This is a genomic window from Pedobacter sp., from assembly GCF_031119335.1.
GTDB lineage: Bacteria > Bacteroidota > Bacteroidia > Sphingobacteriales > Sphingobacteriaceae > Pedobacter.
In genome coordinates this window covers 68,908-84,342 of record NZ_JAVHXT010000015.1, presented here as the reverse complement: position 1 = coordinate 84,342, position 15,435 = coordinate 68,908, and the positions used below count along the sequence as shown (strand labels likewise).

Annotated in this window: 10 protein-coding genes; 7 read left to right on the top strand and 3 right to left on the bottom strand. The window is 39.5% G+C overall.

Annotated elements, in window-relative coordinates; genetic code table 11:
• Positions 1-25 precede the first annotated feature (25 nt).
• Together prfA and REI64_RS15085 are read right to left on the bottom strand one after the other, a co-directional pair.
• Complete coding sequence (gene prfA / locus REI64_RS15090) at positions 26-1,099, bottom strand: peptide chain release factor 1 (RefSeq protein ID WP_308850970.1); 1,074 nt, start codon at positions 1,097-1,099, stop codon at positions 26-28.
• Positions 1,100-1,185: 86 nt separating this feature from the next.
• Entirely contained in the window at positions 1,186-1,995 is an 810-nt protein-coding gene (locus tag REI64_RS15085; RefSeq protein WP_308850969.1) for a hypothetical protein, read from the bottom strand.
• A gap of 385 nt (positions 1,996-2,380) precedes the next feature.
• On the opposite strand from REI64_RS15085, the gene REI64_RS15080 reads away from it, so the two are divergent.
• The 3 genes from REI64_RS15080 (at position 2,381) to REI64_RS15070 (ending at position 8,257) form a co-directional block, all read left to right on the top strand.
• Positions 2,381-5,203, top strand: coding sequence for a TonB-dependent receptor (locus REI64_RS15080; RefSeq protein WP_308850968.1), 2,823 nt, complete (start codon positions 2,381-2,383; stop codon positions 5,201-5,203).
• Between the two features lie 229 nt (positions 5,204-5,432).
• Positions 5,433-7,067: a tetratricopeptide repeat protein gene (locus REI64_RS15075; RefSeq protein WP_308850967.1), complete on the top strand. Its 1,635-nt coding sequence runs from the start codon at positions 5,433-5,435 to the stop codon at positions 7,065-7,067.
• A gap of 116 nt (positions 7,068-7,183) precedes the next feature.
• Positions 7,184-8,257 (top strand): phytase, encoded by a 1,074-nt coding sequence (locus REI64_RS15070; protein WP_308850966.1) that lies wholly within the window; start codon positions 7,184-7,186, stop codon positions 8,255-8,257.
• Positions 8,258-8,324: 67 nt separating this feature from the next.
• Here REI64_RS15070 and REI64_RS15065 read toward each other — a convergent pair whose 3' ends face one another.
• A complete protein-coding gene (locus REI64_RS15065; RefSeq protein WP_308850965.1) occupies positions 8,325-9,068 on the bottom strand; it encodes a UDP-2,3-diacylglucosamine diphosphatase in 744 nt (247 codons plus the stop codon).
• A gap of 110 nt (positions 9,069-9,178) precedes the next feature.
• Here REI64_RS15065 and REI64_RS15060 point away from each other — a divergent pair, with 110 nt between their 5' ends.
• From REI64_RS15060 to REI64_RS15045, 4 genes are all read left to right on the top strand, one after another.
• Complete coding sequence (locus REI64_RS15060) at positions 9,179-11,305, top strand: prolyl oligopeptidase family serine peptidase (protein WP_308850964.1); 2,127 nt, start codon at positions 9,179-9,181, stop codon at positions 11,303-11,305.
• Positions 11,306-11,529: 224 nt separating this feature from the next.
• On the top strand, positions 11,530-12,540 hold the full coding sequence (locus REI64_RS15055) for an NAD(P)/FAD-dependent oxidoreductase (RefSeq protein WP_308850963.1): 1,011 nt from the start codon (positions 11,530-11,532) through the stop codon (positions 12,538-12,540).
• A gap of 35 nt (positions 12,541-12,575) precedes the next feature.
• The gene (locus REI64_RS15050; protein ID WP_308850962.1) at positions 12,576-12,899 is read left to right on the top strand and encodes a 2Fe-2S iron-sulfur cluster-binding protein; all 324 of its coding nucleotides are present in this window, start codon (positions 12,576-12,578) and stop codon (positions 12,897-12,899) included.
• 634 nt (positions 12,900-13,533) lie between these two features.
• The gene (locus tag REI64_RS15045) at positions 13,534-14,961 is read left to right on the top strand and encodes an NHL repeat-containing protein (protein WP_308850961.1); all 1,428 of its coding nucleotides are present in this window, start codon (positions 13,534-13,536) and stop codon (positions 14,959-14,961) included.
• Positions 14,962-15,435: the final 474 nt, after the last annotated feature.

The window sequence follows — 15,435 nt, the reverse complement described above, 5'->3', positions numbered from 1 at the left end:
TTAGCAACTGAATTATCAGCTAAAATTAGCTAACAGCACCTTCCTTCATTTTTTCAGCGTTCTCAGCAAACTGCAGCTTCTCAATTAACTCTTGTATATCCCCATCCATAATAGAAGGCAGATTATACAACGTTAAACCAATACGGTGGTCGGTAACACGGCCTTGCGGATAGTTATAAGTTCTAATTTTAGCAGACCTATCTCCCGTAGAAACCATCGTTTTACGCTTTGCAGCAATATCTCCATGCTTTTTCTGCACCTCAATATCGTAAAGCTTACTTCTCAGCATCTCCATGGCAATAATACGGTTACCCAATTGCGAACGCTCTTGCTGGCAAACCACTACAATTCCCGAAGGCTTGTGCGTTAACTGTACCTTAGTTTCAACTTTGTTTACGTTCTGCCCACCAGCACCACCAGAACGCGATGTTTGCAATTCAATATCTGCTGGATTTAAGTAAAAATCAATCTCCTCAGCTTCTGGCAAAACCGCTACAGATGCAGCCGATGTATGTACCCTGCCCTGAGTTTCCGTATCTGGCACACGTTGCACGCGGTGTACACCACTTTCATACTTTAAAGTACCGTAAACATCGTCGCCAGTAACTTTTAGCACCACCTCTTTATAACCACCGGCAGTACCTTCAGTTACATCAACAGTTTCAACTTTCCAGCCTCTGCTTTCGAAATAACGAGTGTACATACGGTATAAATCGCCGGCAAAAAGCGCTGCCTCATCACCACCCGTACCACCACGAATTTCAAATACTGCATTTTTAGCATCTTCAGGATCTTTTGGAATTAACATTAACCTAATTCGCTCTTCCATTTCCTCCTGCTGCACCAACAACAAATCCTGCTCTTCTTTTGCCATCTCACGCATCTCCGGATCCTTCTCGTTGTTCAAAATATCTTTATTTGCCTCAATATTGCTCATTACGTTCTTGTACACTTTGTACTCCTCCACAATCTTGGTCAAATCTTTATACTCTTTGTTTAAAGCCGCAAAACGCTTCATATCCTGTATCACATCAGGATTACTCAACTGCTCTTCTACATCTTCCCAACGCAGCTTAATCGCTTCTAATTTATCTAACATATTTTTATAAGAAAATTAAACCCCTAAATCCCCTAAAGGGGACTTGCCCTTTTCGCAGACAATGCTAAAAGTCCCCTTTAGGGGATTTAGGGGTTATCGGACAGCAAAAATACGGCTTTTTCGGTTAACACCGCAATTAATTTGTTTCCAACCGCAACCTGCTTAATGGGCGGCAATAAAGGGAGTTTTGTCTGACTGCTTTCAAACGAAGTTGGATTATAATTTACCAGCTTATCACCTTTAATGTAAGCAATAATATTGCTGGTAATATTAAAATCGGATAGGCTATCTATTGGCAATTCACGCACAAAACCACCAAACCTATCGAACTGTAAAATGCCATTACTTTTCTGCTGCAAAAAAACATATTGGTCAGATGCCACTAATTTCTTCGGGTCTATTACCACATCAAAAAGCTGGTACAAATTGGCAGAACGAGTATCTTCTGTAAAATTACTGCTCAACTTAATGAGCATATTTTGTGCCCTATCAAAAATCCAGAGGCTATTATTATTTGCAGACGCAATTACCGAAACCAACAAATTTCCGTCTTTGGCAAATGAGTAACTGGTAATCTCGTTTAAATTATTATTAAGTACTACCACTTGCTGAAAATCGGCATAAAATAACACTACCCGCATAGGGTCCGAAACATCCACACTTTGTAATTTACCAAAACGATTGTTACTGTAACGCCAGCGCAGTTTGCCTTTCGCATCATACTTTAACAGTTCATCCCTGTCAGAAAGCAAATAGACATTATCTAAATTATCGGCGTAAATGGCTTTGCCAACCGTATCTATTTGGGCAATTTGTTTTAACTGTGCACTGGCAACGCCGTTGTTAAGCAATATAGCAATAAAACAATTCAGCAATAAAACAATTAACCTTTTCATCTCAACTAATAAGTTAACGAATTTATAAAAAAGATATGATAGGCTTTGATTTAATAACACATAGGCCCGATTAACAACATCTAACACTTAACCTTTTGTTATTATTAACACAACAGAATGTTAATGGACTTTTTTAAAGTTTGCAATGTTTTAAAAATCAATTAATTGTGTTTGAATTATTTGCAATTGTTGCCGTGTTGTTAACGGCTTGTTCATATCAGTTTCTTTTTTGTAACGCCAGTTTTAGCAGGCTTGGATGGCATAATTTTCAACTTCGTGCCAATTAAAATGGATATCCGAATTCAAACAAATTAAAAGAACAATTGAAACCGTGCTGATTTCATATCGGGATGCTTCATCACCTCTAAAAACAAAAAAAGAACAAATGAAAACACTTTTTACTTCAGTACTTTTATTTTTCGCTGTAGTATTTGCCCATGCACAACAAGGTAGTGGTGTAATTACAGGTAAAGTAATTGAGAAAATAACCAAAGCTTCTTTGCCAGGCGCTACGGTTAGACTAAATGCAGGCAGTCGCTACACTGTCTCAGACCAAACCGGAGATTACGAATTTCTAAAAGTACCAGCAGGAACTTACGAATTAGAGGTAATCTACATGGGTTATCAAACCCAAAAACAAAGCGTAACCGTAACCACAGGTGGTAACACAGTAGTTAACTTCGTTCTAGAAGACGGTGCTGTTTCCATGAACCAAGTGGTGGTAATGGGCGATAGATTAAGAGGTCAGGCTCGTGCCTTAAACCAACAAAAGAACAAATCTAACATCTCAAATATCATTTCATCAGACCAAGTGGGGCGTTTCCCAGATGCGAATGTGGGCGAAGCTTTACGTCGTGTGCCAGGTGTAACCATGCAAAACGACCAGGGCGAGGCTCGTAACATCATTATTAGAGGTTTGGCGCCAGAGTTAAACTCGGTAACCTTAAACGGCGACCGTATTCCATCTGCCGAAGGCGATAACCGTAAAGTGCAAATGGATTTAATTCCATCAGACATGATTGCAACCATCGAAGTAAACAAAACCTTAACATCTGATATGGATGCTGATGCGATTGGCGGTTCGGTAAATTTGATTACCCGTGCTTCTCCAAATGGTGAGCGTGTATCGGCAACCTTATCATCGGGCTACAACCCAATTCGTGATAAAGCACTTTATACAGGAAGTTTTGTTTATGGAAATCGCTTTGCGAAAAGTGCCATTGGTATGGTATTAAGTGGTTCGTACAACAATCAAAATTATGGTTCTGATAACGTTGAGGCCACATGGAAAAAAGACAATTTTGGAAATACTTTCGTAAGCGCAACAGATATTCGTAGGTATGATGTGCAAAGGGTAAGAAGAAGTATGGCTGCTGCCTTCGATTTTAAATTAGGTAAAAACCATACCATTTTTGCTAACGCGATGTATAACTGGCGTGACGATAGAGAAAACAGGTACCGTATGCGCATAGACAACATTGCTCCTACTTATAACGCAAACAACGAAATTACAGGCTATGCTGGCCGTGTTGGCTTGCAAACTAAAGGTGGTATAGATAACGATAGAAACAAAATGACACGTTTAGAAGACCAACGTGTGCAGAACTATTCGTTACGTGGTGAGCACTTAATTACTTCTGGTTTAGATATGGATTGGACAGTGAGCTATTCTACAGCCAGAGAGTTTCGTCCTAATGAGCGTTATATGCTGTTCAGACAGAACAACAGAACGATAAACTTTACAGGAACTAGCGATTTCCCAGTGTATAACACTACAAATTTTAATGCTAATACCGTAGGTTTAAATACCATTTCAGAAAACGACAACCTAACCGAAGAAAGCGAATTGGGTGCTAAATTGAATTTTAGAATGCCGTTATCAGTAATTGAAGGGCAAAAAGGTAGATTACGTTTTGGAGGTAGATTAAGAGTGAAAGATAAAGACAGAAATAACAGCTTTACTAAATATACACCCGTTACAGCAGGTTTAATCCCGAATTTAGGTTCTATTCCAAATATTTACTTTGATGGCAAAAACTACCAAGCTGGAGAGCAATATGTACCAGGCTTGTTTGCAAGTAGAGCTTATTTGGCTGGTTTAAACCTAACCAATCCTGCGGTGTTTAAAGGCGAAGCAGACCCTACAGAATTTTTAGCCTTAAACTACACTGCCAAAGAGAATATTTTAGCAGGTTACTTACGTTGGGACCAAGACATTAACGATAAATTATCTGCCATTGCTGGTTTACGTGTAGAGCATACTAGAATTAACTACACAGGTAACATCATTGAAGACGAAGAAGATTTAGCTGGTACCCGTACTTCAAAAAATAACTATACAGATTTCTTGCCTAGCTTAACTTTGAAATATCAAGCTAATGACGATTTAGTTTTCCGTGGCGCATTTACGACTGCTTTAGCTAGACCAAATTATTATTCACTTACTCCTTTTGTTGGCACCATTGCTGGCGATCAAGAAATTGATGCTGGCAACCCTAATTTAGATGCTACCTATGCTTACAATTTCGATTTAATGGCAGAGCAGTATTTCAAATCCGTAGGTTTAATTTCTGGTGGTGTTTTCTACAAAAAACTTAAAAACTTCATCTACACTTATGCAGATAGAGCTTACACCACTTCAAAATTTGCTAACGATTTCCCTGATTTAGCTAATCCAATCCCTGCCGGCGAACAATGGGAATTTCAGCAAGATAGAAACGGCGAAAGCGTAGATGTGTATGGGTTTGAGGTTGCTGCGCAAAGGCAGTTAGATTTCTTACCGGGTAAATTCTTAAGAGGTTTTGGAGTGTATGCCAACTATACTTTTACTAAATCTAAAGCCAAAGGAATTGCTGATAGCGATGGCGTTTTGAGAGAAAACATCACTTTACCAGGAACTGCCCCTCACATGTTAAACGCTTCGTTATCATGGGAAAACAGCCGTTTCTCTGCAAGGTTATCAGCAAACTACACTGCAGCATATATAGATGATTTAGGTGGCGATGCTTTTGGCGATGCTTACTACGACAAGCAGTTCTTCTTAGATGCTAACGCTTCTGTGAAGGTTTCTAAAGTAGCTAGATTTTTTGCTGAGGCAACCAATTTAACCAATCAGCCTTTAAGATATTACCAAGGCACAGTAAACCAAACTATGCAAATGGAATACTACCGCCCTAGGTATAACTTGGGAGTGAAGTTTGATTTTTAGAGATTGAAAATTAGAAACACCCCGCCCGTTGGGCACCCCTCTAAAAGAGGGGAATGTTGGACGCAATTCCCCTCTTTTAGAGGGGTGGTCGAAGACCGGGGTGTTTAGAAAATTAACCCTCTCTGGCTACGCCATCTCTCCCAGAGGGAGAGAGTTTGCGAGTTGTTTTTCTCTCCCTAAAAGGGAGAGATCCCGATTTATCGGGAGAGAGGGTAAAAAATAAAGCAGTATGATAAAACAGATTTTATGGCTCCTATCAATGGTATTTTGTGTAGCAGGGCAACTTGCTGCACAAAATCCAACTGCTATTCATGAAGTTAACGAGCACATTGAGAAAACTTCGCCTCAAACTTCGGATGCCCTTTTTATCCGCCAAAACGAAATCTATAAACAAGCAAAAGCTGATGCTGACTTAGTGAAACAAGCCAGGGCGCTACAGCGCATGGGACAAATCTGCTATCAAATGGGTTTGTTTACGCAATCGCTCAATTATCACATCAAAGCAGATGAAATTTACCGTTCGGATAAAAACGAGAAACAAGCTGCAGATAACCTGAACGATTTAGCCTTACTTTTCTTGATTACCAAGCAAGAAAAAGATGCCAAACAGTCGTATTTTAAAGCACTAACTACTTTTCAACGATTGAGAGATAGTAGCGGGATAGCTCGTACTTATGCCAATATTGGTCATTATTACGAGAAAACTTTGAATTATGATAGCGCCTATTTCTATCAGAAAAAAGCCATGCAGGTATTTGATAGCATTGGCGATGCAGAAGGCGCAGCATTAGTACACGAAAATTTAGGTAGCATTTATGAGGACAAATCTCAATTTGATAAAGCTTATTTTCATTTTTCTAAAGCGCTAGCATGGTTTGAGCAAGGTGGTAACACCGAAATGCTGATTGATGCGTATAACAACGTCGGCGATATTTATCGTAAGCAGGGAGCTTATGCTGAGGCCTTGCGTTACACCAGAAAAGCAGAAGCTTTGGCTAAAAGCACCAAATCTTACAGCAGGTTAAGCAGTGCCTATCGGGATTTAGGAAAAACCTATAGCTTCCTTAAACAAACCGACAGTACTTTTCACTATCTAGAACTGAGCAGACAATACTTTTTAAGGTCTTATTCTGAAGAAAGTAAAAACCAAGAAGCTTTGTTAAAAGTGATTTACGGGCTCGATAGAAAGGAAATACAGCTTGCCGAAATGGCTAGACAGGAAAAGGTTGCTTGGGCAATTTATATCGCTTCGGGTATTGCGGCAGTGGTATTTATTTTGGTGGCAGCCATTATCATTCGTAATCAACGGCATCGCATTTTAAAGGAAAGAGCAACCAGTGCTAAGGAAGAGGAAATCTTGAAAACAAAGCAAGAGCTGATGGAGGTTGACCTTAACAATAAGAAGCTGCAAGAAGAGCAATTGAAGGAAAATCTGCACACCAAGGCCAAAGAAATTACGGCACATACGTTACAAACTATCCAGAAAAATCAATTACTGGAAGATATTAGGGAAGCTTTAACGGAGATGATTAAGAGTGATGGCAGAAGTTATAAGAAAGAACTACGAAGCTTATTGAATAAGATTAACCAGAACTTTAACAAAGATGCGTACTGGGACGATTTCAGAAGGATTTTCGAAGAGATTAATCAAGAGTTTTTTGACCAATTGCAGCAAATCAATCCAGGTCTTTCTGCAACAGATATCAAACTAATATCTCTAATTAAATTAAATGTTAACGCGGCAGATATAGCTGCATTGTTAAGCGTATCTACCGATAGTTTACGTGTAGCTCGTTATCGACTAAGAAAAAAATTAAAATTGGAACAGGGTGCCAGTTTAACGGCCTTTATCCAATCCATTTAACAGCAAATGCTGCTTTTTTGACACTCACAAAAGATGGCTTGTTCACTATTTGTAACGCTGTTCTTTTGGTTTAATCAAGTTGAAAAGCAAAATTTGTTCATCAAAACTAAATTGTAATGAATAATTCAAAAACATATTTTTTCGGGCTGATGCTATTAGCTCTTGGTGCTTGCGGCCAGAAAATAAAAGAGGATAAAAACAAAAACAATCCGAACACAGTACAGGCTACCGTTATTACCGAGAAGGTAAAACACGACACCGACGACCCCGCCATTTGGATTAATCCAGCTGATGCTAGCAAAAGCTTAATTATAGGTACTGATAAAGATACTGATGGTGCTTTGTACGCTTTTGACCTTTCGGGAAAAGTAGTGAAAAGAGTGGGCAACATTCAACGTCCAAACAATGTTGATATCGCCTATGGCATTACCCTTGGTGGAAAGAAAGTTGATATTGCAGTTACTACAGAACGTCAGACGAATAAAATCCGCATTTTCACTTTGCCAGATTTACAGCCTATTGATAATGGAGGTATCGATGTTTTTGCTGGCGAAACAGAAAGAGACCCAATGGGCGTAGCTTTGTACACACGTCCTTCAGACAATACAATTTTTGCTATTGTAGGCAGAAAATCTGGCCCAGCAGATGGTTACTTGTGGCAATATCAATTGAAAGACAATGGGAAAGGTGCTATTACTGGAGAAAAGGTACGTAAGTTCGGCAAGTACAGCGGAAAAAAGGAGATTGAAGCCATTGCAGTAGACAACGAACTAGGTTTCATCTACTACTCTGATGAGCAGGTGGGTGTTCGTAAGTATATCGCCGACCCGGCTGCAAAGAATGACCAAGAGCTAGCTTTATTTGCAAAAACTGGATTTTCAGAAGACCACGAAGGGATGGCCATTTACAAAACTGGTGCAAAAACTGGCTACTTATTGATATCAAACCAAGGTTCTCAGAGTTTTATGGTTTTCCCTCGTGAAGGCAGCAATGGCAATCCACACCAATATGATTTGATTACCGAATTTCCGGTAAGTGCAATGGAAACAGACGGTGCCGATGCCACAAATGTAAACTTAGGCACAAATTACCCAGAGGGAATTTTTGTAGCCATGAGTACCGATAAAACTTTCCATTTTTATGATTGGAGGTTGATTGCCGCTAAGATTAAAGCAGCTGCTAAGAAGTAATTTTAATTAACCACATAGGCACATAGCAAGAAAATAAATCTATGTTTCTATGTGGTTGTTTTTGCCCTTACTTCTCGAAATACTCCAATCGCATTTCTTCCCCATTAAAAACGCCGTAAGAGTTGTAATTTAACCACTCGCCAATGTTAATGTAAGTACTTCGGTCGTTTAATTTCATTTCTATTGGCAAATGCCTGTGACCAAAAACAAAATAATCGAAATGTTGCTTTTGCAATTGCTCTTTAGCGTAAATAGCCAACCACTCTTTGTCTTCTCCTAAAAAAACTTCCTCGGCCTTACTGGCTGCCCTACTGTGCGAAGACCAAGTGTTGGCAATGCCCATTCCAATACGAGGCGGCACAATTCCAAACAACCACTGACAAATGGGATTTCTGAAAATCTTACGTAAGAACTTGTACTTTTTATCGCCAGGCCCTAAGCCATCGCCATGATGCAGGTAAAATTTCTTTCCGCCTCGCTCAATCAACAGTTCGTCGCTTACAATTTGTACACCTAGCTCTTTAATGAAATAATCTTTCACCCACATATCGTGGTTTCCTTTAAAGAAGTAGATTTTGATGCCTTTGTCAGACATTTCGGCCAATTTTCCCTGCAATCTCACAAATCCTTTTGGCACCACATATTTGTATTCAAACCAAAAATCAAAAACATCGCCCATTAAAAATAACTCGCTACAAGTAGGTGTGATAAAGTTTAACCACCTAACAATACGGTCTTCTCGTTTCCTGCTTTCTGTATAGTTAGGCGAACCTAAATGAAAATCTGATGCGAAATATATGTGCTTAGTCATGTAAAGCCAAAGGTAAGCAAAAAGCTTAAACAAAAACCCCAGAGCAACAGCCAACTACCCTTAGCTTCTCCCTAAGAAAAAACATATATTAGTAAATAAATTTAGTAAACATGAAGAAACAAATTTTATTAGGCTTATTTGCAATAAGTCTCTTTGCTTGTAAAGAAGGCAAAAAACCTGCAGAAAAAATTACCTTAATGAAATATCCCGATACTAAAAAAGACAGCACTACAGACAATTATTTTGGAACTATCATTGCCGACCCTTACCGTTGGCTAGAAAATGATACTTCAGCAGAAACTAAAGTTTGGGTTGATGCCCAAAACAAAGTAACACAGAATTACCTAGCGCAAATTCCCTACCGTAACGACATTAAAACCCGTCTCACCGAAATCTGGAATTATCCTAAAGAAAGTGCACCGTTTAAAGTAGGCGATTATTATTTATTCACCAAAAATGATGGACTACAAAACCAAAACATTTGGTTCATTAAAAAAGGTTTGGATGGCACCGAAGAGATATTTTTAGACCCTAACAAACTCAGTGCAGATGGCACAGCAGCCATCAGTTTTCTTGGTGTTTCTAACGATAAAAAGTACATTGCTTATTCTGTGGCCCAAGCTGGCTCTGATTGGAGCAATATCTATGTAATGGAAATGGCTACCAAAAAGAAGCTTGCAGACGAGTTAAAGTGGACAAAATTCTCTGGTGCAGCTTGGAAAGGCAATGGTTTCTATTACAGCAAATTTGATGAACCCGCTAAAGGAACCGACCTATCTGCGGCAAATAAGTTTCAAAAAATTTATTACCACAAATTGGGCGATGACCAAAAAGATGACCGTTTAGTCTTCGAAGATAAGACAAATCCGAATTTGTACTTTGGGGCAAGCGTTACAGAAGATGAAAGGTTTTTAACCATCTATGCCAGCGCCGGAACTTCGGGAAATGCACTATTCTATCAGGACTTAAATGAGCCAAACAGTAAAATTTCACCTTTGGTAGAAGGCTACAAAAACAACCATAGCATTATTGATAATGATGGCGATAAATTATTATTGAATACTGATCTAGGTGCAGAAAACAGGCAAGTGGTGCTCATTGACCCTAAAAATCCTGACCCTAAATACTGGCAGAAAATTATCCCGGAATCTAAATTGGCCATGGAAGGTGTTGGCACTGGCGGCGGTTATTTGTGGGCGACTTACTTAAAAGATGCAAGTACAAACATTACCCAATTCGATTACAAAGGCAAGAAAATAGGTGACGTTAAACTTCCAGCAATCGGCACTGTTGGCGGTTTCGGCGGCTATAAAGATGATCATGAGTTTTTCTACTCATTCACTAATTTTACTACACCCGGCACAACGTACCGTTACAATATTGCCAAAGGCGAATCGGAGCTTTACAAAAAATCGCAACTAAAATTCGATACCGAGAACTATGAAACCAAACAAGTTTTTTATCCCTCAAAAGATGGAACGAAGGTACCCATGTTCATTGTTCACAAGAAAGGACTTAAACTTGATGGCAACAACCCTGTTTATCTTTACGCCTATGGCGGTTTCCAGGTTAGTTTAACTCCGGCATTTAGCCTATCTAGAATGCTGTTTTTAGAAAAAGGCGGCATTTATGTACAACCTAGCTTACGTGGTGGCAGCGAATATGGCGAAGCTTGGCATAAAGCCGGAATGTTAGAGAAAAAACAAAATGTATTTGACGATTTCATTGCTGCGGCAGAATACCTTATTAAAGAAAAGTATACCAACTCCTCAAAAATAGCAATATCTGGAGGTTCTAATGGCGGGCTTTTGGTTGGTGCATGTATGACACAACGCCCAGAACTTTTTAGGGTGGCCTTACCTGCCGTGGGGGTTTTAGATATGCTGCGTTACCACAAATTTACCGTTGGTTGGGGTTGGGGCGTAGAATATGGCATCAGCGATAAAAAAGAAGATTTCGACTATTTGATTAAATATTCGCCACTGCACAATGTTAAACCCGACGTTAATTACCCGGCAACGCTAATTACTACTGCCGATCACGACGATCGTGTAGTTCCTGCACACTCTTTCAAGTTTGCTGCTACGTTACAGGAAAAATACAAAGGAAACAATCCAATATTAATCAGAATTGAAACCAAAGCTGGTCACGGCGCAGGTAAGCCTACTGCAAAACTCATAGAAGAATCTAGTGACATTTGGAGTTTTGTATTCCAAAACCTAGGAATGAGTTGGTAACCAAACACAAAAGGAATGTTTAACTACATTCCTTTTTACTTAAAAATGATTTGTTTTTGAATTGCTTTAAGCTCAATTTCAGAATTTATTTAGCATAAAAACAACGCACAAAACGCTAAATCTATAGGTTTAGTAGTGATTTTGATTTTCTATCTAGAATTCATCTAAATAGCTTACTTTTTTTAAAACTTAATTTTGTACTTTTGCACAAAATTTTATTTGATATGATCTCTACTGATATAGCTATTATAGGCGCTGGGCCAGTTGGTTTGTTTGCAATTTTTGAAGCGGGTTTGCTAAAAATGCGCTGCCATTTAATTGATTATTTGCCACAGGTAGGCGGTCAGCTATCAGAAATATATCCTAAAAAACCTATTTACGACATTCCTGGCTTCCCATCGGTATTGGCCCAAGAGCTGGTAGACAACTTGATGGAGCAAGCTAAACCTTTTCATCCTGGCTTTACTTTAGGTGAGAGAATTGAAGGTTTGGAGAAACGCGGAGAAGCAGACTTTGTGCTAACTACCAACATGGGCACTGTAATTGAAGCTAAAGTAATTGTAATTGCTGGTGGCTTAGGTTGTTTCGAACCTCGCAAACCTGCCGTTTCTGGTTTAGAAAAATTCGAAAATGGTCGTGGTGTAAACTACATGATTTTGGATCCAGAGAAATACCGTGATCAAAAAATGGTAATTGCCGGAGGTGGCGACTCTGCTTTAGACTGGACAATTTTCTTAGCTGAAGTTTGTAGCGAATTAACTTTGGTACACCGTAGCGAAAGCTTTAGAGGTGCCCCAGATTCGGTTGCTAAAGTGATGGAATTAGCAGAAAAAGGAAAGATCAACTTGATTTTAAATAGCAACCTAAACGCTGTACATGGCGAAGGCAAGTTAGAAACTGTTGAAATTATCCATAATAAAACCATGGAAACCATTTCTGTAGAAGCAGATCATTTAATTCCGTTGTTTGGTTTAAGTCCTAAATTAGGTCCAATTGAGCAATGGGGATTGAACATCAGTAAAAGTGCTATAGAAGTGAATGTAGATGATTATTCTACAAACGTACCAGGTGTATATGCTATCGGCGATATCAATACTTACACCAACAAATTGAAATTGATTTTATGTGGTTTCCACGAAGCTGCATTAATGAGCCATAGCGCTTATCAGTATATGAACCCAGGAGTAAAATATACGATGAAGTACACTACCGTTAATGGTGTAAGCGAATTTTAACCCCTATCCCTAAAGGGGAAATAAAATATTTTATAATGAGTGATATCAATATAACTGTTGAAGACAGAGAAGGAAACGTAGCTGAGCTTTTGGCACCAACTGATATGGGCCTAAGCTTGATGGAGTTTTTGAAAGCTAGCGAATATGATGTTTTAGCTACTTGTGGAGGCATGGCTTTATGCGCCACCTGCTGCGTAGACGTTATACAAGGTGAAGAGAAACTAAATGAAATGAGTGACGATGAATATGCGATGTTAGATACTTTACCAGATTTATTACCAAATTCTAGATTGGCATGCCAGATACAATTAAGCCCCGCAATGGAAGGTTTAAGTGTTAGGCTGCACGCAGAGCAATAAGATTAGTAAAACTTCTAGTGATTAAAAAAACTCCAAGGGTTAGCCTTGGAGTTTTTTTAATTATTAACCTTTTTCCAATTATAAACTCCTATCTGCGGATTTGTAATCCGTTTTTAAAACATAATCGGGTCACAGACATTATAACAAGGCTTCGGAGTTGCAAACTCCGAAGAGCGGGTTCTTACCTATAAGCATTTAAACAATTTTATTGAACACCCCGGTCTTGGACCACCCCTCTGAAAGAGGCGAATGGAAAACGAAATTCCCTCCGATTTATCGGAGGGTGCCTAAAAGGCGGGGTGGTTATTTTGATGTTGATTTCAGTTTATGATTAATGCAATACGGGTTTTATATATAATAAAAACCTTACGGCATCCTCAAACCATACAACCAAAGAAGCTCTAAATGCTTTCATAAGCTTAAATTACAATGCTAATCGTTGTTTCTAAAACCTGGCCATTTCCTTGTATAACTAGCCACCTACTCACTTACACTCGGTTATCAAAAACCTTTATAGAAGGCTAAAGAACCAACAAATAAGGGTTTTTTAAGGGGTAAAAAAATATAGTCTTTTTCATTTGGCGCTTACCTTTGCAGTCTAATTTTTTTAACAATTAAAAACGCCCTACTCACCATGAAAAAAATTTTATTCACACCCTATTTGCTCACAGTAATATTTACTCTTGGAGCAATTTTCGCGAAAGCGCAAACCGTTAGCACCTTTGCCGGAGGAACCTTCGGGAGTGTAGACGGAACTGGTACATCAGCACAGTTTAGACATCCAACAGGTACAGCAGTTGATGCTGCTGGTAACATTTATGTAGCAGAACAAGGTAACAATGCTATACGCAAAATTACCCCTGCAGGCGTAACAAGTACATTGTCAACTGGGTTTAGTGCACCAAGAGGTATAGCCATTACAGCAGATGGCGCTACGCTTTATGTAGCAGATGCTGGTGGTCACAGGATACGCAGAGTTACCGTTGCAACAGGTGCTCAATCTATTGTTGCTGGTAACGGTGTCGCAGGCAGTACAGATGGTACAGGTACAGGTGCACAATTTAGCTCGCCAAGAGGCGTAGCTGTTGATGCTGCAGGCAATGTTTATGTTGCCGAAGAAGCAAACAACAAAATTCGCAAAATTACCCCTGCAGGTGTAGTAACAACTCTAGCTGGAAGCGGTACGGCTGGCAGTGCAGACGGTACCGGTACAGCAGCAACTTTTAACCAACCATGGGGCATTGCTGTTAAAGCAGATGGCAGCGAAATTTATGTGGCAGATAGTTATAATCATCGCATTCGCAAAGTTACAGCCGCAGGAGTAGTAACTACATTGGTAACTGGACTTTCTACTCCAATGGGCATCGCTATTGATGGGGCTGGTATCCTTTATGTAGCAGAAGCGACTGGACATAGAATACGCCTAGTAACTCCAGGAGGGACTTTAGTTGCATATGCAGGTGCTGGCACTGCTGGTGCCACCGATGGAGCAGCAGCTACAGCACAATTTAACCAACCTGTGGGCGTAGCGGTTGACGCTAGCGGCAACACTTGGTTAGCTGACCAACTTAACCACACCATACGTAAAATTACTCCAGCAGTATTACCGGTTACCTTTACAGGTTTATCGGCTAAAATTCAAGGCGGAGTTTTAAACGTAGATTGGAATACTTTAAGCGAAAAAGACAATGATAAGTTTGTGGTACAAGGCTCTACAGATGGAAAATCGTGGACAGATTTAGGTACTGTAGCTACTAAAGCAACAAACGGCAACTCGTCAGTAAAAATAGCTTATAGTTTTTCTAGACAGTGGGGAGAGACCGTATTAGCAGGCTTTGGTCTTCTAGGCTTATTATTATTGCCAGCTACCAGAAATAGATTAATGAGATTAGGTATGTTAATCTTCGTTGTATCTATGGTAGTAGCTTGTGCTAAAGATACTGATGGTTTACAACAACTAGAAGGTGGTAGCAAAGCAGGTAAAGCGACTTATATTAGAGTAGCACAAGTAGATAAAGATGGAACAATCTCTTATACTGAAACTGTTGTAGCTAAAAAATAGTTAGAATTACCAAGCATTAAAAAGTCCGTAGTATTGTGCTACGGGCTTTGTTCGTTTTATGATATTTTGCCATCATTAAGAGAGTTTACTCTGAATAATCTGAAAGGAACCACTAATAAAGACCCAAGACTTACGTTGAATTAATTCCTCCTATTGTTGGTGTTATCACCATAAGTATTCGGAAGATGTAAGTTTGGATAGATTGCTTCACTTTTCCCGCTTAGCCATACGCTTCATTTCCCGAATAGTCCTATCGTGTGGACACAAATATTAGCAAATGTCAATTTCCTCCCCCTGCCTCCTCGAAGAGGGGGATATGCAAAATGCTTAAGCGCTACGTGTCCCCCTTTGGAGGGGGATTCAAGGGGGAGGAACGAGATGTGTCCACACGATAGGAATAGTCGGGACAGGCAGCAATGACGCACCTATTTTCGTTATTGCTGTGACGTGTGAAAGCACAAAACTCATTTTATA